The sequence below is a fragment of the Caballeronia sp. 11_S32 genome, from assembly GCF_056930355.1.
Map to the genome: position 1 here is coordinate 209,196 of NZ_JBXOWH010000003.1, position 20,434 is coordinate 229,629.

Sequence of the window (20,434 nt, forward strand, 5' to 3'; positions counted from 1 at the left end):
TACGCGCGATGCTGCCCCTTCCCCTGCTCACCGAAGCCGTCATGCGCATGCTGACCGCGATGCTGATCGGCTGCATTATCGGCATCGACCGCGATCTGCACGGCAAGCCCACCGGCATGAAGACCCTCGCGCTCGTGTCGCTCGGCGCGTGCATCGCGACGATGTGCGCGCAAGGCTTCTCGATGACGCTCTCGAACGACGCCGACGTGTCGCGCGTCGTGCAGGGCATCGTGACGGGCGTCGGTTTTCTCGGCGCGGGCGTGATCCTGCAGAATCCGCGCGAGAACCGCGTGCGCGGGCTGACCACGGCGGCGTCGATCTGGGTGACGGCGGCGGTCGGCATCGTGTGCGGGCTGGGCGTGTGGAGCGTCGCGTTCATCGCGATGATCCTGATGATCGCGCTGCTGATCCTCGGGCGCGTCGTCGAGAAGCGTCTGTTGCGGCGCTGGATGGACAAGCCGGAAGACGAGCGCCAGAAATACGCGGACGTCGAAGAAGCCTAGATGAGCGCGTCGGCGGGCGCTTTCACGCGGTTGCGGCCCGCGATCTTCGCGGCGTAGAGCAGGCCGTCGGCGCGCGCCATCAGCGAGGCGAGCGGCTCGCGCCCGTCCCACACGGCGATGCCCGCGCTGAAGGTGTAATGCAGCACGCCGCCGGGCACGCCGCACGGCGTCGCTTCCACGTTCCTGCGCAAACGCTCGACGAGCGCCGTCACGTCCTCGAGGCGCTCGGCCGTACAGAAAAGACAGAACTCCTCGCCGCCGATTCGCCCGAACGCGTCGTCTTCGCGGATGCGCGAGTGCACGAGCGACGCGAAATGGCGCAGCACTTCGTCGCCCGCGGCGTGGCCGTAGCGGTCGTTCACGCTCTTGAAGTGATCGACGTCGATGACCGCGACATACTCGCGATTTCCTTTCTGCGGCGCGCGCGCAAGCCGCTCGGCCGCCGCGGCCAGCAACGCCTTTCTGGACAGTGCGCCGGTGAGATCGTCGAAGCGCGCGAGCCGTTCGAGGCGCTGCGCGAGGCGGTCGTGCGCCATCATCACGAGGCCGATGCACAGCGACGGCAACACGAGAATGCCGAGCGCGAGAAACGTGATCTGCATCGGCCCGGGTTGCAGCAGCGCGTCCTGCGCGGGCGGCTTCACGACGTAGATCGCGCCGCCGATCGTATGACCGAGCGCGCCGAGCGACGCCGCCCCGGCGACGAACAGATAGTTGTAACGCGGCCGATCCTTCGGGCGCTCGAGCAGCACGCGCCCGGCGATGGCGAGATCGCACGCCGCGTGAAACGCCGACACGATCACCACGCGTGCGTGCGCGTCGGGCACGGCATACGTGAAGTACACGATGCCCGCCATCACGCCGAGCCACATGATCCAGCCCGTCCAGCGCTGCGCAGGGCGCATGCGCACGTCGAAGAATTCGTTGCAGCCTTCGTAGATGAGCAGAATCGTCGCGGCCAATAGCTGATTCGCGGCGACGATGCCGAGCCACGCGGGCGCCACGCTCTGCACGGCGAAGAGCACGAGCGAGACGATCGCGAGCACGTTTGCCCAGAGCCAGCGCGGCACGCCGGCGATCGCGTGCGAGAGCAGCGAAATCAGCACCAGTATCGAGAGAATGCTCGATAGCGCGGTGACGACGAGAATGCTGACGGGGCTGAACATCGCTGAATGTGGACGGGAATATCGCTCGTGCTGAAGAGGGCCTCGCCGGCTGCGCGCCGCGCTCGAACCGTGCGTGGCGCGGCGGGAAGATCGCTGACAGGGATTCGCGGCGGAGAAACACGAGTATCCGGCATCGCCCACGGGTTTACGGCGGGAAAGGCCGCCGCTTGAGCCGCTCGGTATGCGGCACGTGGTCGCATGTCGTGAACAAAAACGCGACGCGAACTCAATCGGCAAGCGAAAACGCGGCGCAGCCGTTACGGCCCGCCGCGTTCGATGAAGCCATGCGCCGCCCGGATGAACCGCGCACGGTGATTCAGGGGTTACCAGTCGTGACGATCGCGCCAGCGCTCCTCGCGGCGCATCTCGTGACGCCAGCGACGCTCGCGCCATTCATGACGGCGCCATTCGCGCTCACGCCAGCGGTCGCGGTCGTAGCCGTAGCCATCGCCGTATCCGTAATAGCCGACCGGCACCGCGGGCTGCGCATACACAGGCACGCCAACGCCCACCGCCACATCGACATGCGCGTTCGCCGACGCCGATATCGCCAGCGCCGCGATACCCGCCAGCCCGATAACCGTTCCGAGAAGTTTCTTCTTCATGTCGCTTTCTCCTTGCACCGAGTGCTGAGTGAGTCAGGTGCAGTCTAAAAAGCGCGGCCGGATACAGGTGCAACGGGTTTGCCAGAAAGGTAACGTCAGGTAACGGTCAGCCAGATCGAATGTGCTTCAGCGCACACGCTTGCCCGTTTCGTCGATGACGACCTCGCCGTCCTCCTTCGTGAACGGGCCCTTCTGCCCCTCGGGCAGGATATCGAGCACGAGTTCCGACGGACGGCACAGCCGCGCGCCCTTCGGCGCATCGACGAACGGGCGGTTGATGAGAATCGGATGCGCGAGCATAGCGTCGATGAGCTGATCGTCGGTGAGGCTCGTATCGTCAAGGCCGAGCTCGGCGTATGGCGTGCCTTTTTCGCGCAGCGCCTCGCGCACCGGGATGCCCGCGCGCGCGATCAGCGCGACGAGCGTCTCGCGGCTCGGCGGATGCGTCAGATATTCGATCACGGTCGGCTCGATGCCCGCGTTGCGGATCAGCGCGAGCGTGTTGCGCGAGGTTCCGCATTTCGGGTTGTGATAGATGGTGACGGTCATGGTCGCGATGTCCCTGCGTTCGTGAGTGAGCGGAATTGCACGCCTCGCATTCTAGAACCGAATGGCGGCGAAGCAACGATGACGCGGCGGCCAACCGCGTGCCACGCGCGCGACCGTATCCATGCGGCGCGATCAATTGTGCTGTTCATTCGCGTATCCGCGGCCTATAACGAAATGTGCAGCGCGGCATGCGTCTTCTGCGGACCCGCGGGTCCCATTCGCCGGCAAGCGCACCGGTGCTCCGGCTGCATCGCATCGGCGAGACGCCGTGCGCGAATCGCATACGAACAAGTTCGGATACCGGCCGCGGAATACGCAGCCACGCCGGGAACCGGCGCCGATGTCCGTCCGCCGCGCGCGCCACGCATGGCACACGAAGGATACGTGGCACGCTCCGTGCGGAAGACCGATCCGAATCAGCGAACAGCGTTACGCGGCTTGAACGCGAGCGCGCCTTCCGATCAAGGAGTCGACATGAAATCACGCATCGCCATGGCGGCGCTCGCCGCCTCGTTATTCGCCGCCGCGGGCCTCGCCTCGGCGCAGCAGACCTACTATCGCACGGCGCAGGTGCCTGGCCAGACAACCGCCGATACCTGGACCGATCCGAGCGCACCGAAGCAAAGCGCCATGGGCCAGACTGGCATGTCCGATATGTCGTACGGCGGTGCGCCGATGACGCGCGGCGCAGCCGGCACCACGATGGGCATGGACGGCGCGGCCTCCAAGCCCTGCACGCGCGGCCCGCAATGCAACATCTTCTTCGGCAACTGAGCGGCCCGAACCCGCTTTCTCAACTGCGTTAGCATGAGTGCATGACCTTGCGCGTCCGTTCGAAACGGGCGGGCGCGCACTCCCCTTTCAATGGAACGGCCGCCATGCACCGCGATGAATTTCTCGCACTGCTTTCCAGCGAAGGTTTCAACGAAGTCGTCACGGTCACGCGCGAGCCGAACGGTGCGCTCGATATCCACACGCATCCGTTCGAAGCCAAGGCGCTGATTCTCGAAGGCGACGTCACGATCCGCATCGGCGACGACGCGCGCACCTATCGCGCGGGCGACATCTTCCATCTCGCGACGAACATCGATCATTCGGAGCAGTACGGGCAAGAAGGCGTCAGCTATCTCGTCGGCCGCAAGTAACGTCGATGGCCACCTCGAAAGGCAAGACCGCGCGCATTCGCGTCGGCATCGGCGGATGGACGTTCGAGCCGTGGCGCGGCGCGTTTTATCCCGAAGACCTCGCACAGAAGCGCGAGCTCGAATATGCGAGCCGCGCGCTCACGAGCATCGAAGTGAACGGCACGTTCTACGGCTCGCAGAAGCCCGCGACGTTCATCAAGTGGCGCGACGAAACCCCCGACGATTTCGTCTTCTCGCTCAAGGCGCCGCGCTACGCGACGAATCGCCGTGTGCTCGCCGAAGCCGGCGACACGATCGAACGTTTCTTCGGCAGTGGCGTGCTCGAACTGAAAGACAAGCTCGGTCCGATCAACTGGCAGTTCGCGGCGACCAAGAAATTCGATCCCGACGACTTCGAGCGCTTTCTGCAACTGCTGCCCGCGAAGGCCGAAGGCCGCGCGATTCGTCATGCGGTCGAGGTGCGGCACGAGAGTTTCTGCGACGCGGCGTTCGTCGCGCTGGCGCGCAAGTATCGCGTCGCGGTGGTGATTGCGGGGGATTCGAAGTATCCGCAGATCGCGGACGTGACCGCGCCGTTCGTCTATGCGCGCATCATGGGCACGACGGACAAGCAGGCGAAGGGTTACGCGAAAGCGGCGCTCGATCGCTGGGCCGGGCGCGCGAAAGCATGGGCGTCGGGCGGTGCGCCGGACGATTTGCAGACCTTCGGCAAGGCCGCGCCGAAAGCCGCATCGCGCGATGTGTTTCTCTATGTCATCAGCGGGTTCAAGGAGCGCAATCCCGCCGCGGCGATCGCGCTTATCGCGCGTCTGAAGGATTAGACGCGAACCGGCCAGCGCGATGCGAAGCTGCCGGCGCGCGGCCGGCAGCGTGGTCGATGATGCTTACTTCGCTTTCTGGCCAATCTCGTGGTTCGCCATGATCTCGAGCGCGCGCACCATGCCCGAGTGATCCCACGCCTTGCCGCCGTGCGCCGCGCACGCGTTGAACAACTGCATGCAGTTCGACGTATTCGGCAGCGCGACGCCGAGCGATTGCGCGGTCGCGAGCGCCAGATTCAAATCCTTCTGATGCAGTTCGATGCGGAAGCCCGGATTGAACGTGCGCTTGGTCATGCGCTCGCCGTGCACTTCCAGGATGCGCGACGACGCGAAGCCGCCCATGAGCGCGGTGCGGACCTTCTCGGCATCGACGCCCGCCTTCGACGCGAGCAGGAGCGCCTCGCCGACCGCTTCGATGGTGGCCGCGACGATCACCTGATTCGCAACCTTGCACACCTGACCCGCGCCGACTTCGCCGATCAGCGAAATGTTCTTGCCCATCATGTCGAAGAGCGGCTTGACCTTGTCGAAGGTGGCCTGCGCGCCGCCGACCATGATCGTGAGCGACGCGGCCTTCGCGCCGACTTCGCCGCCGGAAACGGGCGCGTCGAGATAATCGGCACCCTTTTCGCGCACCTTCGCCGCGAACTCGCGCGTGGCGATCGGCGAGATCGAACTCATGTCGACGACGATCTGCCCGCTCTTCAGCTTGCTCGCGACGCCGTTCTCGCCGAACAGCACGCGTTCCACGTCCGGCGTGTCCGGCACCATGATGAAGATGATGTCGGCCTTCTCCGCGACGGCCGCGGGCGAATCGCACGCCGTGGCGCCCGCGCCGGTGAGATCGGCGGGCACGCCGCTACGCGTGAAGGCCGCGAGCGTTACGCCGTTCTTGAGAAGATTGGCCGCCATGGGATTGCCCATGATGCCCAGTCCGATGAAGCCTGCCTTTTGCATGTATCGCTCCTTGATGTCGATTTTCGGTGTCGGCCCGGTCGAGCATAGCGCCTGTCGCGCTCACGCCGGGATGAAGTGTTTCTTCACGGCCTGCGCCGCGTTCCTGAGCATGCCGAGATCCGCGCACACGGCCACGAAGGTGCTGCCCAGCGCGAGATAGCGCTCGGCGTCTTCCTGTACCGGCGCGAGGATGCCGCTCGGCTTGCCCGCCGCGTGCGCGCGTTCGAACACATGTGCGATGACCGCCTGCACGTCCGGATGGTTCGCGTTGCCGATATGACCATAGGCTGCCGCGAGATCCGACGGGCCGACAAACAGCGCATCGACGCCTTCGACCGCGATGATCTCGTCGATCGCTTCGACGGCCGCGCGGCTTTCGATCTGCACCGCAACGCTGATATTGTCGTTCGCGACCTGGAAGTAGTTCGGCACGGTGCCGTAGCGATTCCCGCGATGCCCGACCGACACGCCGCGGATGCCTTGAGGAGGATAACGCGTTGCGGCGACCGCGCGCTCGGCATCGGCGGCGCTGTCGACGAACGGAATCAGGAAATTGACGAAGCCCGCGTCGAGCAGCTTCTTGATCGCGACGGGATCGTTCGCCTGCGGCCGCACGACGGGCGCGCTCGGGCTGTCCTTCAGCGCCATCAGCTGCGGGATGAGCGTGAGGGCGTCGTTCGGCGCGTGCTCGGCATCGAGCAGCATCCAGTCGAAGCCGACGACACCGATCAGTTCGGTGACGACGGGACTCGCAAGCGACATCCAGCAGCCGATCAGTCTCTTGCGTTCGCGCAGCGACGTTCGGAATGCGTTGGGCAGCGGTTGATACGGTGACGATGACGGCATGATGCCTCCCTGTGACGACGGCGATCTGATTGGAAAGCGGTACGTCCGAGAGCAGAAATGTCATCAGACGTCTTAACACAGAGTACCGGTAGTTTAGGCTTTCAGGACAGCGGCGTTAACCCTTATTTCGTTGATTTTCCGCCGTTTCTGCCGATCTTCTTGGTCTCACAGTTATATGACGTCTTATATCAACGATGTTTCGCCGGGAGCATCACCGGAGCGCATGCATTAGCGCAATAGCCGAAAACGGCTTAGGAAGCCACTCAAGAAGCTGCATCGGGCTGCAGCCTGAGGCGTTGCTCCAGCGAATGACCGCTGCGGTTTTGAGCAATGCGCTCACGTTGCTTAAGTAAACAAAAGAGTTCGTATGTATACGTGGTAGTAGTTAACAAGCTTGCCGCAAATCAGTGGATAACTCGAGATGGGCGTTTTACGTCAGAGGTTTACCGATCAAACAACTTCGGTATAGCACGCCCGGTTTTGGATTGAACCCAGAACAACTTTGGCCTCGCGGCGCCGAACGCCGAGTTGTTCAGAAATCGCCAACAGTTAACGCGGCGATGTGCCAACAAGGTTGTCCACAGGCGGGGTTGAGTATCATCGGCGCCTGCTCTTATCTATCGGACCGCGTGCATGACTTCGAACTCTGCGCAGCGCACCACCGAATCGACGTCGCTCGGCGAGCGGGGAACGCCGCTCGAAGTCTTCACGACGTTTCTCAAGCTGGGTCTGACATCCTTCGGCGGTCCGGTGGCGCATATCGGTTACTTCCGCGCCGAATTCGTCGAACGTCGAAAGTGGCTCGACGACGCGAGCTTCACGGATCTGGTCGCGCTCTGCCAGTTTCTTCCGGGGCCGGCGAGCAGCCAGGTCGGCATTGCCGTCGGATTCGGGCGTGCAGGATGGCTCGGCGCGCTCGCTGCGTGGACCGCGTTCACGTTGCCGTCGGCGTTCGCGCTGATCGTGTTTGCCTTGGGCCTGGCGCATTGGGGGCAACTCGGTCAGTCCGGCGCGGTGCATGGACTCAAGGTTGCCGCTGTCGCCATCGTGGCTCAGGCGGTATGGGGAATGAAGTCATCGCTCTGTCCTGACCGGCTGAGATCAGGCGTAGCCGTGGCGGCTGCGCTCGTCGCGCTCGGGGTTCCATCGGCGGTCGGGCAATTGTCGGCCATTGCGATCGGCGGCCTGTTGGGCTGGCGCATGCTGACGCTGAAGCATTTGCCATCGGAACAGCATCGCACTTATGGCATAAGCCGAGTTCAGGGCGCGATTCTCCTCACGCTCTTTTTCGTGCTGCTGGCGGTTCTGCCGGGCGTGGCCCATTGGTCTGGCGCGCGATGGCTCGAGGCGGCGGCCGTCTTCTACCGGTCCGGCTCGCTCGTTTTCGGCGGAGGCCATGTCGTGCTGCCGCTGCTTCAGGCGAGCCTGGTGCCGTCTGGCTGGGTCGCGAACGATGTCTTCCTCGCCGGATATGGCGCGGCTCAGGCCGTGCCCGGTCCGCTCTTCACCTTCGCGGCATTTCTGGGCGCCGTGATGCCGGCGCCACTCGGCGGCTGGACGGGCGGCATGGCGATGCTCGCCGCCATGTTTCTGCCTGCGTTCCTGCTGGTGCTCGGTGCCCTGCCCTTCTGGGAGACGCTTCGTCAACGGGACGCGATACAACGCGCGATGGGAGGTGTGAACGCCGCGGTCGTCGGCATTCTCGGCGCCGCGCTTTACGATCCCGTCTGGACGAGCGCAATACATTCACGCTCGGATGTCGCGCTGGCGCTGGCTGCGTATGGGCTTCTCGTTGTCGGCCGGGTGTCGCCCGTAGTGGTTGTGGTTCTGACGGCGCTGGGAGGATGGGCGCTCGGAGCGTGAGAACGCTCATACGCTCCATCAGTCGTCTTCTGATAACAGCTTGTCGAGCGGCACCGTGTGTTTGACGAAGGTCGAGCGAATCACGATGTAGCTGAAGTACTTTTCGATTCCAATGTTGCGGTCAACTAGTTTTTCGATGACTTCCTGGTAGTGACCGATATTCTTGACGATGGATTTCAACAGGTAGTCGTAGCCCCCGCTGACCAGATGGCACTCCGTGATCTCCTCGAAATCACGCAGATTCGCTTCAAACCGCGTGAAGTCCTCGCGGCGATGATCGTGGAGCATGATTTCGGTGAACACCGTCACCGTGCTGGTCAGCTTTGCCAGATTGAGGTGAGCGCCGTATCCGGAGATGATTCCGGCTGCTTCGAGGCGCCTGACACGCTGCAGGCATGGACTTGCGGACAAACCGACTGCGCTCGCGAGATGCGCGTTCGTGATGTTGCCGTTCTTCTGAAGCTCGGCAAGGATTTTTATATCCGTCCGGTCAAGCTTTTGTCGCATATCGTCCGTGTTCGAGTGGCTGGTGTGTCAATCGAAGGCGACAGCACTATCGGCGGGCCAGGTCTTCGTGGTGTGCCTTGACCAACTGGGCCATGCTCGTGAATTTGTAGTCGACGGGTGGCTCGACTGAGTACTTCATATTTGCGCCGGATCCGCGCTGCTCGTAGCGCCGCTGAATCCAGCACGAGCGAAGCTGCATTTCACTGGCGGGTTGATGGTCGTGGTAGACGCTATCCGCGACGTGCAGTGTATCGTCCTTTGCAATACCCATCGACGCGAGGGTCGAGAAGAGGTATTCGAAGTTGTTTCGTGAAGGTTTATATGAACCGACATCTTCTGCCGTCACGACTGCGTCGAAGTCGACACCGAGCTTCTCGTTGGTCGTTCTGAAGCTGCGGTTGTCCACGTTCGACAGGACAACCAGCTTGAAATACTTCTTCAGGTACTGAAGCGTGCTCGCCGAATCTGAAAACGCAGGCCAGTCGCCCACCGACGCGCCGTATGCGACGGCTTCCTCCCAGCGATACGGCACGCCCCATTCTTCGGCCAGTCGCTTGAACACCACCTGCAACACGCGGTCGTACGGCATGGCCGGGGTAACGATCTGCTGATACGACTCGTGGCGCGCGTGAGCTTCGAGAATGGCATCGCGGGTGAGCGGTTCGGCAGATCGGGAAGCCAGCTCCGACAGGCCTGACGCGATACCCGACTCCCAGTCGATGAGCGTGCCGTAGCAGTCGAATGTGAGTGCCTCGAAATCCGTCAGAGCCACAATGCCTCCTGTGTTTCAGTCGCCTGCAATCGATTCTGAGCGCAGGCGGACGCGCCCTTGGACGCGTTGCCGCCGCCGACGAGACTCCATTGCCTTACTTCTTTGCCAGTGCTTCGCGATGCGCGTTCGCGAATTCCGCCATGCTGTTGAAACGGAACTCGATGTTCGGCTGCGAGCCTGGGTTCATCGTTGCGCCGAAGCCCGGCTGCGAATGACGGCGATAAATCCAGCAGGACGTCAGGCCGAATTCGTTCGCGGGCTTGTGGTCGTGGAACAGGCTTTCGGCCGTGTGAAGGATTTTCTCTTTCTTGATACCACGGTCGCCGAGCTTTTCGAGCATGTATTCGAAGTTGCGCGGGGACGGCTTGTACGAGCCTACGTCTTCGGCCGTGATGATTGCGTCGAATTCGACCTTGAGCCTGGCGTTGCTATGCGTGAAGCTTTCGTTGTCGACGTTCGACAAGATGACGAGCCTGTAGTGCTTTTTCAGGTACTGCAGTGCCTCGGCGCTGTCTTCGAAAGCAGGCCAGTTTTGTATCGAGCGGCCGTAGGTCACACATTCTTCGTGCGTGAACGAAAGGCCCCATTCTTCGGCGAGGCGCTTGTAGACGATGGGCAGTAGTTCCTGATAGCGCTTTGCCGGCGTGTACTTCTGCTGCGACGACTCGTGGCGGGCGTGGGCTTCAAGAACCTGGTCGCGCGTGAGCGGAGTCTTCGCGCGCTCGAGCAAGGGTTTCAGGCCCTGGAAAATGCCGCTCTCCCAGTCGATCAATGTGCCGTAGCAGTCAAAGGTCAGTGTGTTGAAGTCGGTCAGTTCCACGGTTGCTCCTCTCGTATGTCCGAATGGAGACCTCAGTGTATTGAGCCGAGGCGGCAGCCAGAACTTTAATCGAATAGCCGAACAGCAGCTTTCACCGTCCCGACGCGGCGCGACAGCGATTTCTGCTGCGGCCGCCTACAGACGCATCTTCGTGTCGACGCTTTTGCAAGTCGGCGCAAAGCGTCGCGAGCGACCCGGCATGCAGCCAGATCCCACGCAGCGCATCCCACGCTCTTGAAAAGAATCGGCTTACTCGACTTGAACTCGCCCGCAAGAGCCTTCGCCAGAGGTGAAACCACTGTCCAGTCGATGGGGGCATTCACATCTGGCTCCAATCCATCCAATTTCGCGCTGCCAGGGGTGGAATAAATTCAGACCACTTCGAATAGTGGGCCAAGGCAGTTTCCGCCACTCAGCGGGCGGCTGGGAAGACGTGCGACCAACTGCCGGAAAAAAATCGCGTTGACCGATCAGATTGGACCTCTTGAAATCCATTGGCGGCGCCGGACCGGTGGGGGAAGCCGCATATACGCGGCAGCATCGGCCGGTGAAGCGGTATATTTGAAGAACCACCTTTCAGTGCCCTCGAGACTTATTCAATGGCATCCGCTCGCTTCGAACTAGGGGGCAACTTCCGCCCACTGCAAATTTACGAACAGGTTTCCGAGAAGATTCGCGCCGAAATCCGAAGCGGCCGGTTCTTGCCGGATGCCCGCCTTCCCTCGGAGCGCGAACTCGCGACGCTTTTCGGCGTTGGGCGGCCCGCCGTGCGCGAAGCGATCGGCGCTTTGCAGAACGAGGGCCTTGTCATCACCAAGCGCAATTCGGGCACGTACGTCGCTCCGGCGGCCAACCAGCTTCTTGCGACGGTGCGAATCGAGGATGCGGCGACCGGCGAGTCGAAGTCGGATTTCAGCCCGTCCGCGACGCTCGATGTCCGATTGATCCTCGAGCCGGCAATCGCGCGCCGTGCAGCAGCCCACAAGCAGCGAGACCGCCTGGCCGAGCACTATCTCGAACAGATGGAGACGTTGACCGACGTCGCGACGCCCGAGGAGCGGGCGCTCTGGAACAACAGTGACCGGCTGTTCCATCGGCAGCTGGCTGTGATGACCGGAGATGCTCTGCTCGCGAAGCTTGCCGAGGAAATTGCGTCGACGATGGATCAGTCGTTGTGGAAGCGTCTGAAGGACGATGGTATCTACGACCCGTCTCGCATTCGGCTCTATGTCGCCGAGCATCGGCTGATCTATGAGGCAATTGTCTGCGGAGACGCGGATGCTGCCGCGTTCTATGTCGAGCAGCATATTCACCGCGTGAAACGGGACATGACGCCTCAGTAAGGAGCGGCAGCCTCCGGCCCCGAACTCAAAAGATCCACACCGGCACGCCCTGCGGAATTGGTTATCCATGTACCAAATTAGGGTTTTCCTATTCTAAACAGGTTGTATGTAGACCAAACCGCGGTTAATCTGGTCGACCACTGGGCCAATTAACCGGAGTTCTCATGCGCCTTCTCGCAACGACAATCGCCGTCTTGACGGCCGCCGGCGTTTCGCTTTCCGCCAATGCACAAACCGTCGTCACCATCGGTCATTCGGCGCCGCTCACGGGACCGCAGGCACCGAACGGGAAGGACAACGAGAACGGCGCACGCCTCGCAATCGAAGAGTTGAACAAGGCCGGACTGACGGTCGCCGGTCAGAAGGTGACCTTCAAACTGGACTCGGAAGACGACCAGGCGGACCCGAAGGTTGGCGTTCAGGTTGCGCAAAAGATGGTCGACAGCGGCGTGGTCGCGGTGATGGGGCCGTACAACTCCGGCGTCGCCATCCCGGCTTCGCGCGTGTACAACGCGGCGGGTGTGTCCATGCTGCCGGTTGCCTCGAACCCGGCGCTGACCAAGCAGGGCTTCAAGACCATCTTCCGTATCGGCGCGAGCGATGAGCAACTGGGCGGCAAGATGGGCCAGTTCGCGGCGAAGACGCTGAAGGCGAAGACCGCCGCGGTCATTGATGACCGCACGGCCTATGGTCAGGGCGTGGCCGAGCAGTTCGTGAAGGAAGCGAAGGCGAACGGAATCGAACTCATCGACCACCAGTTCACCAACTCGTCGGCGACTGACTTCCTCGGCATTCTCACGAGCATCAAGTCGAAGAACCCTGACGTGATCTTCTTCGGCGGCTACGCTTCGCAAGGCGCGCCGATGGCCAAGCAGATGAAGGCACGTGGTCTTCGCGCGAAGCTGCTCGGCGGCGACGGTATCTGCTCAGCCGATATGGGCAAGGTCGCGGGCGAGGCGGCATCCATCGTCTACTGCGCGCAAGGCGGCGTCTCGCTGGAAAAGACGCCGGCCGGCCGCGAATTCCTGCAGAAGTACAAGGCCGCCTATAACACGGACACGCAGGTGTACGCGGTGAGCTACTACGACGGCGTAAAGCTGCTGGCCGATGCGATGGTCAAGGCGGGCACCACGACGGACAAGGCGAAGATTGCGGCGCAGTTGGCGAAGACCGACTACAAGGGCGTCGCGGGCACGTACTCGTTCGACGCGAACGGTGACCTGAAGGGCGCACCGACTACCGTCTACATCATCAAGAACGGCCTGCCGGTGCCGTACGGTGAGTGAAGTCATTAGCGCAACCACGAAACACACATGAAAATCACCCGCACCATTTCGACTGTCGAAGTACATACCGGCGGCGAGGCGTTCCGTATCGTCACGAGCGGACTGCCTCGCCTGCCGGGCGATTCCATCGTGAAGCGTCGCGCATGGCTCAAAGAGAACGCCGACGACATTCGCCGAGCGTTGATGTTCGAGCCGCGCGGCCACGCGGACATGTACGGTGGCTACCTGACCGAACCCATCAGTCCCACGGCTGACTTCGGGATCATCTTCCTGCACAACGAGGGCTACAGCGATCACTGCGGTCACGGCGTTATTGCGCTATCGACCGCGGCCGTCGAGTTGGGCTGGGTCCAGCGCCAGATTCCCGAGACGCGCATCGGCATCGACGCGCCTTGCGGCTTTATCGAAGCGTTTGTGCAATGGGACGGTGAGCATGCCGGCAACGTGCGTTTCGTGAATGTTCCGTCGTTCATCTGGAAGCGTGATGTCGCCGTCGAGACGCCATCGTTCGGCACGGTCAAAGGCGACATCGCTTTCGGCGGTGCGTTCTACTTCTACACCGACGGCGCGCCTCACGGCCTGGAGGTTCGCGAGTCCTCTGTCGAAGAGCTCATCCGCTTCGGCGCCGAAGTGAAAGAAGCTGCAAACAAGGCGTTCCCCGTTGAGCATCCGGACATCCCGGAAATCAACCACATCTACGGCACCATCATTGCCAACAAGCCGCGACACGAAGGCTCGACTCAAGCCAACTGTTGTGTGTTCGCCGACCGGGAAGTGGACCGTTCTCCGACCGGATCGGGTACCGGCGGCCGCGTCGCACAACTCTACTTGCGTGGTGAACTGGGCAAAGACGAGACGCTCGTGAACGAGTCCATCATCGGCACAGTATTCAAAGGTCGTGTGCTCGGCGAAACGACAGTTGGCGACTTCAAGGCGGTCATCCCTGAAGTCGAAGGCAACGCGTATGTGTGCGGCTTCGCCAACTGGATTGTGGACGAGCGCGACCCTCTGACTTACGGGTTCCTCGTCCGATAACCGGTTCTCTAGTGGTACCAGTTAGCGCGGAAGTTGCGATCCAGCATTCCGCGCTTTTTTTCGTCCGTCTCGATGTGGTTGGCCGCAGGCCATCGTCGATGAAAGGGAGAGGCCTTACTATAAGCACAGGCTTGCTGCACAGAGGCCGCTTTTGATTGTCAACCGGGCCCGGGAGGTCGCAATGGCGGAAGACAATGAGATTGTGGACGGCGGTCGTCGCGAAAGCGAAGCGGAGTCGCTACAGACTCTCGCTGACTACCTGGAACGTGCACTCGACAAGGCGACGAGCGTCGTCATGATGCGACACGCGCCCGGAGTCTGCACCGTGTACCTGGGTGATCCCTCGGCTCCGCGAGAAGAGCTTCGGCGCGTCGGTGCGATTTCAACCGCGCTCGCAGATGAAATGCTGGAATCGACTTCGTCCGGAACCAACCAAATGCAGATCGGCGGCCAACCGTATCGCTTCGTTCGAAGTTTCACGCAAATCGAAGATACGGCGGCCGTGGTCTTTTCCACTTGAATTCGCGATGGACCGGGCTATTGCCCCAATCCGTCGCAAACTTGCAGGCGGTAGGAGCGTTTACCTGTAAACGCTCCTATTTCCGCCTGGCAGCCGATCATTCCACCGTGACCGATTTCGCCAGATTCCGCGGCTTGTCGACGTCCGTCCCGCGCGCACACGCCGTGTGATATGCGAGCAACTGCAACGGCACGACGTGCAGGATCGGCGACAGCGCGCCATAGTGCTCCGGCATGCGGATCACGTGGATGCCGTCTTCGCTGACGATGCGCGTATCGGCATCCGCGAACACATACAGTTCGCCGCCCCGGGCACGCACTTCCTGCATGTTCGACTTCAGCTTTTCGAGCAGCGCGTCGTTCGGCGCGACCGTCACCACCGGCATCGCTTCGGTCACGAGCGCGAGCGGCCCGTGCTTCAGCTCGCCCGCCGGGTACGCCTCGGCGTGGATATACGAGATTTCCTTCAGCTTCAGCGCGCCTTCGAGCGCGATCGGATAGTGCAGGCCGCGGCCGAGGAACAGCGCATTCTCCTTGCGCGCGAACTCCTCCGACCACGCGATGATCTGCGGCTCGAGCGCGAGCACGCTGTTCAACGCCGCCGGCAAGTGGCGCAGTTGCGTGAAATACGCGGCTTCCTGCTTCGCATTCACGTGACCGCGCAGCTTGGCGAGCGTCACCGCGAGCACGAACAGGCCGACGAGCTGCGTCGTGAACGCCTTCGTCGATGCCACGCCGATCTCCGTGCCCGCGTGCGTCAGGAATGCGAGCTCGGTCTGGCGCACCATCGCGCTCGTCGCGACGTTGCATACCGCGAGCGTGTGCTTGTGACCGAGCGCCTGCGCGTGCTTCAGCGCGGCGAGCGTGTCGGCGGTTTCGCCCGATTGCGAGATGACGACGACCAGCGCCTTCGGATTCGGCACCGATTCGCGATATCGATACTCGCTCGCGATCTCCACCTGCGTCGGAATCTTGGCGATGGATTCGAGCCAGTACTTCGCGGTCACGCCCGAGTAATAGCTCGTGCCGCACGCGAGAATCAGAATGCTGTCGACGTTGGCGAACGCATCGGCGGCGCCGTCGCCGAACAGGCTCGGGCTGAACTCATCGGCTTGCGGAATCGTGTCCGTGATGGCGCGCGGCTGCTCGAAGATTTCCTTCTGCATGAAATGGCGATACGGGCCGAGCTCGACCGCGCCGCCGTATGCCGTCACGACGCGCACTTCGCGCGCGGCGGGCAGGCCTTCGCGATCGACGATCTTCACGCCGTCGAGGCCGATCTCCACGACATCGCCTTCTTCGAGGAACGCGAAACGGTCGGTGCTGCCCGCGAGCGCGAGCGCGTCCGACGCGAGGAAGTTCTCGCCCTCGCCCACGCCGACGACGAGCGGCGAACCCTGACGCGCGCCGACGACCGTATGCGGCTGATCCTTGTGCATCACGGCGATCGCGTACGCGCCGTGCAGTTGCTTGACGGCATCGCGCACGGTCTGGAACAGATCGCCGCGATACATGCTGTGAATCAGATGCGCGATGACCTCGGTGTCCGTCTGCGAGACGAACTCGTAGCCCTTGCCCTTCAGCATCTCGCGCAACGACTCATAGTTCTCGATGATGCCGTTGTGCACGAGCGCCACCGTGTCGCGCGAGAAGATCGGGTGCGCGTTGTCGGTGACGGGCGCGCCGTGCGTCGCCCAGCGCGTGTGCGCGATGCCGGTCATACCGATGAGGCTCGAATCGCGCACTTGCGCGTCGAGATCGGACACGCGCGCGACGCTGCGCGCGCGGCGCGGCTCGCCGTGGCTCAGAACGGCCACGCCGCACGAGTCGTAGCCGCGATATTCGAGGCGGCGCAGTCCTTCGACCAGCACCGGGACGATGTTACGTTGCGCTACCGCGCCGACGATTCCGCACATGGGCGTTCTTCCTTTGGAACCTGTATTTGAGAACGCGGTGTCAATGCACCGCGCGCGTCTGACTGAACGAACCCGACAGCCTTACGACTTCTTCTTGACCGGGCGCACATAGCCCGTCTTGCTGACCTGCACTTTCTCGTTGAGCACCAGCTCGCCTTCACCGACATCCTTCCACACCGTCGTGCCGGCGGCGATCGTCACGCCGCGGCCCACGCGCACCGGCGCGACGAGCTGCGTATCCGAGCCGATGAACACGTCGTCCTCGATCACCGTGCGATGTTTGTTCGCGCCGTCGTAGTTGCAGGTGATCGTGCCCGCGCCCACGTTCACGCGCGCGCCGATATCCGAATCGCCGATATACGTGAGATGGTTCGCCTTCGAGCCGTGGCCGAGCACCGCGTTCTTCACCTCGACGAAGTTGCCGACATGCGCTTCGTCGCCGAGCTTCGCGCCCGGACGCAGCCGCGCATACGGGCCGAGCACGACATTCGCGCCGGTCGTGCCGCCTTCGATGTGCGTGTACGCGTCCACGCGCGATCCCGCGCCGATCACGGCATCGCGGATCACGCAGTTCGGGCCGATCGTCACGTTGTCGGCAAGCGTTACGCGCCCTTCGAACACGCAGTTCACGTCGATCGACACGTCCGCGCCGCATTCCAGTGTGCCGCGCACGTCGATGCGTGCGGGGTCCATCAGCGTCACGCCCGCGTCGAGCAGCGCGTTCGCGACGTTGCGCTGATGGATGCGCTCCAGTTCGGCGAGCTGAATCTTGCTGTTCACGCCGAGCGTTTCCCATTCGGCGTCCGGCTGCGCGGTGACGACTTCGACGCCCGCTTCGATCGCGCGCTCGACCACGTCGGTCAGATAGAACTCGCCTTGCGCGTTGTTGTTCTTCAGCGACGCGATCCAGGTTTCGAGCGTGCGCGTCGGCGTGATGATGATGCCGGTGTTGATCTCCGCGATGCGCCGCTCTTCCTCGCTCGCGTCCTTCTGCTCGACGATCCGCTTCACTTGGCCGCCCGCGTCGCGCACGATGCGCCCGTAACCGTTCGGATCGCCGACGGTCACGGTAAGCACGCCGTAGCGCTCGGCGCCCGCGGCATCGATCAGGCGCTTCAACGTGCTCGCGCGCGTGAGCGGCACGTCGCCGTACAGCACGAGGGTCGGAACGGACGGATCCAGAAGCGGCAATGCCTGCTGAACGGCGTGTCCCGTGCCGAGCTGCTTGTCCTGAAGCGCGAATTGAACGTCAGGCGCCCCGACGGCATCGCGGACCTTCTCCGCGCCATGCCCGACGACGACGACGAGACGCGTCGGCGACAGCGTTCTGGCTGTGTCGATGACATGCGCGAGCAACGGCTTGCCCGCAAGGGAATGAAGTACTTTCGGCAGAGCTGAGCGCATGCGCTTGCCCATGCCGGCAGCCAGAATCACGATATTCATCGCTGGGAGCCTTGCTGGGTATGACGAGCCGCCAATATATCACCGGGCTCTTTGGCGCAGTGCGGCGAAACCCACGTTGCGCCCTTGTTGGATAAAGGCTACAGGTCGTCGAACTGCACAATTGAAACCGTGCCGGACGAGCCTGACGGTTCGCTTGCACACGGTTCCTCGTCGAACGCGATGTCGCCCTGCGGGTCGGCCTCGCCGGTCGCGCGCAGACCGGCGAACGGGAACAGTTTGCTGTCCATCAGATGCGACGGCACCACGTTCGACAGCGCGTTGAACATGTTTTCCACGCGCCCCGGAAAACGCTTGTCCCATTCGCGGATCAGCGCCTTCATTTCCGCGCGCTTCAGGTTCGGCTGGCTGCCGCACAGATTGCACGGGATGATCGGGAATTCGCGCAGTTCGGCGTACTTTTCCAGATCCGTTTCCTTCACATAGGCGAGCGGACGGATCACGACGTTCTTGCCGTCGTCGGATTGCAGCTTGGGCGGCATGCCCTTCAGCTTGCCGCCGTAGAACATGTTGAGCAGCAGCGTCTGCAGGATGTCGTCGCGATGATGGCCGAGCGCGATCTTGGTCGCGCCGAGCTCGCCCGCCACGCGATACAGGATGCCGCGGCGCAGGCGCGAGCACAGCGAGCACGTGGTCTTGCCTTCCGGCACGAGGCGCTTGACGATGCTATAGGTATCCTGATTCTCGATGTGGAACGGAATATCGAGCTTGCTCAAGTATTCCGGCAGCACATGCTCCGGAAAGCCCGGCTGCTTCTGGTCGAGATTGACGGCGACGATATCGAAGTCGATCGGCGCGCGCTCGCGCAGGCGCATCAGGACGTCGAGCATCGCGTAGCTGTCCTTGCCGCCCGACAGGCACACCATCACCTTGTCGCCGTGCTCGATCATGTTGAAGTCGCCGATCGCCTCGCCGACCTGCCGCACGATGCGCTTGAACAGCTTGTTGTTCTCGTACGCTTCCTTCTGCTCGCGCTTGGTCAGCGCCTCGCGCGCGGGCTTCTGCGCCTCTGCGGCTTCAATCGTGTCGCGCGCGTTCATGCTCGTTCCTCTTTGATGCGAAAGACTTCGACGCCCACCGCGTCGCAATCGGGATAGACGTCGGGTTTTTCCGTCGACACGGCCACCGCGCGCACGTTCGGATGCGCGAGCAAGGCAGCGGCGACGTCGTCGCACAGCGTTTCCTGCAAGTGAATGTGGCCGCGCTTCACGCGATCGGCGATGGTCGAGCGCATGAAGTCGTAATCGACGACTTCGGACAATTTGTCCTCGATGGGCGTCGACAGCGCGAGCGGCACGAACAACTCGACGTTGATCACGACGCGTTGCTCGCCGCGCTTCTCGAAGTCATGCACGCCGATATTGATGCGCACTTCGTAGTTGCGCAGAAAAAGCCGCCGGCAATCGGTCAGCCGGGGATGCGAAAGTGCGGCAAGCATGTTGGTTCCAATATTCAATAAACGCGTTTCAGGGCTTTTGCGCGCCGATCATGTACATCACGTCGCGCGGGCTCGGCACGAGATGCTGACCGCCATCGACGACGAGCGTCGTGCCGGTCACGCCGTGCGCGTTCGCGAGAAAGCACGCGGCCTGCGCGACATCCGCGACCGTCGACGCCCGGTTGAGCGGCGTGACGCGATGCGCCGCATCGAACGACGCGGGCGTCTGTCCGGCGGAAATCAGCGTGAGGCCCGGCGCGAGGCCGACGACGCGCAGCTTCGGCCCGAGCGCCTGCGCCAGCGCGACGGTGGCGTTTTCGAGCGCCGCCTTCGTCAGCGTGTACGACAGGTAATCCGGATTCATGTTGTACAGCTTCTGGTCGAGCACGTTGATGACGACGCCGCGTTGCGCGTCGTCACTGGCGGCGGCATCGGGCGTGATCGCGTGCAGCATGCGCGCGAGCGTGAGCGGCGCGGCGACGTTGACGGCGGTCATCGCGAGCAGCTTCGCATAGCCGAAGTCGGTGGCGGTGTCCTCGTCGAAGCGCGACGCGCAGTTGACGATGCAATTCAGCCCGCCGAACGTCTCGACGCACGCGGGCACGAGCCGCGCGACTTCCGCCTCGACGCCGAGATCCGCCTTCAGCGCGACCGCGCGCCGCCCGAGCGCCTCGATATCCGCAACGGTCTCGCGCGCCTCGCGCTCCGAGCCGCCATAGTGGACGGCCACATCCCAGCCTTGCCGCGCGAACTCCAGCGCGATGCCGCGCCCGATGCGCTTCGCCGCGCCCGTCACGAGCACGGCGCGGGAACGCGGAACGACACCGGAAGACGGCGAGTTGGCGGAAGAAAACGGCGTGGAAGCGCTCATTTACAATACTG

The 20,434-nt window shown here is 62.9% G+C and carries 22 protein-coding genes and 1 pseudogene; 9 read left to right on the top strand and 14 right to left on the bottom strand.

Going from position 1 to position 20,434, the window contains the following annotated elements; all coding sequences use genetic code 11:
* The first annotated feature begins 8 nt into the window (after positions 1 to 8).
* Positions 9 to 503 carry an MgtC/SapB family protein gene (locus tag AC1Z32_RS12535; protein ID WP_483478971.1) on the top strand — a complete coding sequence of 165 codons (495 nt, stop codon included), beginning with the start codon at positions 9 to 11 and terminating at the stop codon, positions 501 to 503.
* Here AC1Z32_RS12535 and AC1Z32_RS12540 read toward each other — a convergent pair.
* The 3 genes from AC1Z32_RS12540 to arsC all read right to left on the bottom strand — a co-directional run bounded on the left by AC1Z32_RS12540 (position 500) and on the right by arsC (position 2,823).
* Complete coding sequence (locus AC1Z32_RS12540) at positions 500 to 1,669, bottom strand: GGDEF domain-containing protein (RefSeq protein WP_483478972.1); 1,170 nt, start codon at positions 1,667 to 1,669, stop codon at positions 500 to 502. The genes AC1Z32_RS12535 and AC1Z32_RS12540 overlap by 4 nt on opposite strands.
* Before the next feature lie 323 nt (positions 1,670 to 1,992).
* Positions 1,993 to 2,274 carry a hypothetical protein gene (locus AC1Z32_RS12545; protein WP_483478973.1) on the bottom strand — a complete coding sequence of 94 codons (282 nt, stop codon included), beginning with the start codon at positions 2,272 to 2,274 and terminating at the stop codon, positions 1,993 to 1,995.
* Positions 2,275 to 2,400: 126 nt separating this feature from the next.
* A complete protein-coding gene (gene arsC, locus AC1Z32_RS12550; RefSeq protein WP_483478974.1) occupies positions 2,401 to 2,823 on the bottom strand; it encodes an arsenate reductase (glutaredoxin) in 423 nt (140 codons plus the stop codon).
* A 474-nt stretch (positions 2,824 to 3,297) separates the two neighbouring features.
* Here arsC and AC1Z32_RS12555 point away from each other — a divergent pair, with 474 nt between their 5' ends.
* The 3 genes from AC1Z32_RS12555 (at position 3,298) to AC1Z32_RS12565 (ending at position 4,789) form a co-directional block, all read left to right on the top strand.
* Positions 3,298 to 3,597: a hypothetical protein gene (locus AC1Z32_RS12555; RefSeq protein ID WP_483478975.1), complete on the top strand. Its 300-nt coding sequence runs from the start codon at positions 3,298 to 3,300 to the stop codon at positions 3,595 to 3,597.
* A gap of 104 nt (positions 3,598 to 3,701) precedes the next feature.
* The gene (locus AC1Z32_RS12560) at positions 3,702 to 3,968 is read left to right on the top strand and encodes a cupin domain-containing protein (RefSeq protein ID WP_483478976.1); all 267 of its coding nucleotides are present in this window, start codon (positions 3,702 to 3,704) and stop codon (positions 3,966 to 3,968) included.
* A gap of 5 nt (positions 3,969 to 3,973) precedes the next feature.
* Complete coding sequence (locus tag AC1Z32_RS12565; protein ID WP_483478977.1) at positions 3,974 to 4,789, top strand: DUF72 domain-containing protein; 816 nt, start codon at positions 3,974 to 3,976, stop codon at positions 4,787 to 4,789.
* Between the two features lie 63 nt (positions 4,790 to 4,852).
* On the opposite strand, the gene AC1Z32_RS12570 is transcribed toward AC1Z32_RS12565, so the two are convergent.
* Positions 4,853 to 5,761 carry a 2-hydroxy-3-oxopropionate reductase gene (locus AC1Z32_RS12570; RefSeq protein ID WP_483481616.1) on the bottom strand — a complete coding sequence of 303 codons (909 nt, stop codon included), beginning with the start codon at positions 5,759 to 5,761 and terminating at the stop codon, positions 4,853 to 4,855.
* 45 nt (positions 5,762 to 5,806) lie between these two features.
* Positions 5,807 to 6,592 carry a 2-dehydro-3-deoxyglucarate aldolase gene (gene garL / locus AC1Z32_RS12575; protein ID WP_483478978.1) on the bottom strand — a complete coding sequence of 262 codons (786 nt, stop codon included), beginning with the start codon at positions 6,590 to 6,592 and terminating at the stop codon, positions 5,807 to 5,809.
* A 633-nt stretch (positions 6,593 to 7,225) separates the two neighbouring features.
* Here garL and chrA point away from each other — a divergent pair.
* Positions 7,226 to 8,455 carry a chromate efflux transporter gene (chrA, locus tag AC1Z32_RS12580; RefSeq protein ID WP_483478979.1) on the top strand — a complete coding sequence of 410 codons (1,230 nt, stop codon included), beginning with the start codon at positions 7,226 to 7,228 and terminating at the stop codon, positions 8,453 to 8,455.
* Between the two features lie 18 nt (positions 8,456 to 8,473).
* Here chrA and AC1Z32_RS12585 read toward each other — a convergent pair whose 3' ends face one another.
* From AC1Z32_RS12585 to AC1Z32_RS12600, 4 genes and pseudogenes are all read right to left on the bottom strand, one after another.
* Complete coding sequence (locus AC1Z32_RS12585) at positions 8,474 to 8,962, bottom strand: Lrp/AsnC family transcriptional regulator (protein ID WP_483478980.1); 489 nt, start codon at positions 8,960 to 8,962, stop codon at positions 8,474 to 8,476.
* A gap of 46 nt (positions 8,963 to 9,008) precedes the next feature.
* Entirely contained in the window at positions 9,009 to 9,734 is a 726-nt protein-coding gene (locus AC1Z32_RS12590) for a haloacid dehalogenase type II (RefSeq protein WP_483478981.1), read from the bottom strand.
* A 94-nt stretch (positions 9,735 to 9,828) separates the two neighbouring features.
* Complete coding sequence (locus tag AC1Z32_RS12595) at positions 9,829 to 10,554, bottom strand: haloacid dehalogenase type II (protein ID WP_483478982.1); 726 nt, start codon at positions 10,552 to 10,554, stop codon at positions 9,829 to 9,831.
* Positions 10,555 to 10,730: 176 nt separating this feature from the next.
* Positions 10,731 to 10,871 (bottom strand): annotated as a pseudogene (locus AC1Z32_RS12600) (delta(1)-pyrroline-2-carboxylate reductase family protein); the annotation flags it as partial.
* Between the two features lie 282 nt (positions 10,872 to 11,153).
* Between AC1Z32_RS12600 and AC1Z32_RS12605 the strand changes: the two are divergent.
* The 4 genes from AC1Z32_RS12605 to AC1Z32_RS12620 all read left to right on the top strand — a co-directional run bounded on the left by AC1Z32_RS12605 (position 11,154) and on the right by AC1Z32_RS12620 (position 14,738).
* Entirely contained in the window at positions 11,154 to 11,897 is a 744-nt protein-coding gene (locus AC1Z32_RS12605) for a FadR/GntR family transcriptional regulator (protein ID WP_483478983.1), read from the top strand.
* 164 nt (positions 11,898 to 12,061) lie between these two features.
* Positions 12,062 to 13,183, top strand: coding sequence for a branched-chain amino acid ABC transporter substrate-binding protein (locus tag AC1Z32_RS12610; protein WP_483478984.1), 1,122 nt, complete (start codon positions 12,062 to 12,064; stop codon positions 13,181 to 13,183).
* A gap of 27 nt (positions 13,184 to 13,210) precedes the next feature.
* On the top strand, positions 13,211 to 14,218 hold the full coding sequence (gene lhpH, locus AC1Z32_RS12615; RefSeq protein ID WP_483478985.1) for a trans-3-hydroxy-L-proline dehydratase: 1,008 nt from the start codon (positions 13,211 to 13,213) through the stop codon (positions 14,216 to 14,218).
* A 181-nt stretch (positions 14,219 to 14,399) separates the two neighbouring features.
* Entirely contained in the window at positions 14,400 to 14,738 is a 339-nt protein-coding gene (locus AC1Z32_RS12620) for a hypothetical protein (RefSeq protein WP_483478986.1), read from the top strand.
* 97 nt (positions 14,739 to 14,835) lie between these two features.
* Here the strand turns inward: AC1Z32_RS12620 and glmS are convergent, their stop codons facing one another.
* The 5 genes from glmS to AC1Z32_RS12645 form a co-directional block, all read right to left on the bottom strand.
* Entirely contained in the window at positions 14,836 to 16,653 is a 1,818-nt protein-coding gene (gene glmS / locus AC1Z32_RS12625; protein WP_483478987.1) for a glutamine--fructose-6-phosphate transaminase (isomerizing), read from the bottom strand.
* 81 nt (positions 16,654 to 16,734) lie between these two features.
* Positions 16,735 to 18,096, bottom strand: coding sequence for a bifunctional UDP-N-acetylglucosamine diphosphorylase/glucosamine-1-phosphate N-acetyltransferase GlmU (gene glmU / locus AC1Z32_RS12630; RefSeq protein WP_483478988.1), 1,362 nt, complete (start codon positions 18,094 to 18,096; stop codon positions 16,735 to 16,737).
* 98 nt (positions 18,097 to 18,194) lie between these two features.
* Entirely contained in the window at positions 18,195 to 19,154 is a 960-nt protein-coding gene (gene ttcA / locus AC1Z32_RS12635; RefSeq protein WP_483478989.1) for a tRNA 2-thiocytidine(32) synthetase TtcA, read from the bottom strand.
* Positions 19,151 to 19,552: a dihydroneopterin aldolase gene (locus tag AC1Z32_RS12640; RefSeq protein WP_483478990.1), complete on the bottom strand. Its 402-nt coding sequence runs from the start codon at positions 19,550 to 19,552 to the stop codon at positions 19,151 to 19,153. Before AC1Z32_RS12640 ends, ttcA begins: the two co-directional genes overlap by 4 nt.
* A gap of 28 nt (positions 19,553 to 19,580) precedes the next feature.
* Positions 19,581 to 20,423 (bottom strand): SDR family oxidoreductase, encoded by an 843-nt coding sequence (locus AC1Z32_RS12645; RefSeq protein WP_483478991.1) that lies wholly within the window; start codon positions 20,421 to 20,423, stop codon positions 19,581 to 19,583.
* Between the last annotated feature and the right edge of the window lie 11 nt (positions 20,424 to 20,434).

Excerpts from the sequence above, each read along its gene's own strand:
- AC1Z32_RS12555 (WP_483478975.1), top strand. The coding sequence starts at position 3,298 with ATGAAATCACGCATCGCCATGGCGGCGCTCGCCGCCTCGTTATTCGCC.
- AC1Z32_RS12640 (WP_483478990.1), bottom strand. The coding sequence starts at position 19,552 with ATGCTTGCCGCACTTTCGCATCCCCGGCTGACCGATTGCCGGCGGCTT.
- AC1Z32_RS12645 (WP_483478991.1), bottom strand. The coding sequence starts at position 20,423 with ATGAGCGCTTCCACGCCGTTTTCTTCCGCCAACTCGCCGTCTTCCGGT.
- AC1Z32_RS12605 (WP_483478983.1), top strand. The coding sequence starts at position 11,154 with ATGGCATCCGCTCGCTTCGAACTAGGGGGCAACTTCCGCCCACTGCAA.
- glmU (WP_483478988.1), bottom strand. The coding sequence starts at position 18,096 with ATGAATATCGTGATTCTGGCTGCCGGCATGGGCAAGCGCATGCGCTCA.
- glmS (WP_483478987.1), bottom strand. The coding sequence starts at position 16,653 with ATGTGCGGAATCGTCGGCGCGGTAGCGCAACGTAACATCGTCCCGGTG.
- lhpH (WP_483478985.1), top strand. The coding sequence starts at position 13,211 with ATGAAAATCACCCGCACCATTTCGACTGTCGAAGTACATACCGGCGGC.
- AC1Z32_RS12540 (WP_483478972.1), bottom strand. The coding sequence starts at position 1,669 with ATGTTCAGCCCCGTCAGCATTCTCGTCGTCACCGCGCTATCGAGCATT.
- ttcA (WP_483478989.1), bottom strand. The coding sequence starts at position 19,154 with ATGAACGCGCGCGACACGATTGAAGCCGCAGAGGCGCAGAAGCCCGCG.
- AC1Z32_RS12565 (WP_483478977.1), top strand. The coding sequence starts at position 3,974 with ATGGCCACCTCGAAAGGCAAGACCGCGCGCATTCGCGTCGGCATCGGC.
- AC1Z32_RS12585 (WP_483478980.1), bottom strand. The coding sequence starts at position 8,962 with ATGCGACAAAAGCTTGACCGGACGGATATAAAAATCCTTGCCGAGCTT.
- AC1Z32_RS12545 (WP_483478973.1), bottom strand. The coding sequence starts at position 2,274 with ATGAAGAAGAAACTTCTCGGAACGGTTATCGGGCTGGCGGGTATCGCG.
- garL (WP_483478978.1), bottom strand. The coding sequence starts at position 6,592 with ATGCCGTCATCGTCACCGTATCAACCGCTGCCCAACGCATTCCGAACG.
- arsC (WP_483478974.1), bottom strand. The coding sequence starts at position 2,823 with ATGACCGTCACCATCTATCACAACCCGAAATGCGGAACCTCGCGCAAC.
- AC1Z32_RS12610 (WP_483478984.1), top strand. The coding sequence starts at position 12,062 with ATGCGCCTTCTCGCAACGACAATCGCCGTCTTGACGGCCGCCGGCGTT.
- AC1Z32_RS12535 (WP_483478971.1), top strand. The coding sequence starts at position 9 with ATGCTGCCCCTTCCCCTGCTCACCGAAGCCGTCATGCGCATGCTGACC.
- AC1Z32_RS12560 (WP_483478976.1), top strand. The coding sequence starts at position 3,702 with ATGCACCGCGATGAATTTCTCGCACTGCTTTCCAGCGAAGGTTTCAAC.
- AC1Z32_RS12620 (WP_483478986.1), top strand. The coding sequence starts at position 14,400 with ATGGCGGAAGACAATGAGATTGTGGACGGCGGTCGTCGCGAAAGCGAA.
- chrA (WP_483478979.1), top strand. The coding sequence starts at position 7,226 with ATGACTTCGAACTCTGCGCAGCGCACCACCGAATCGACGTCGCTCGGC.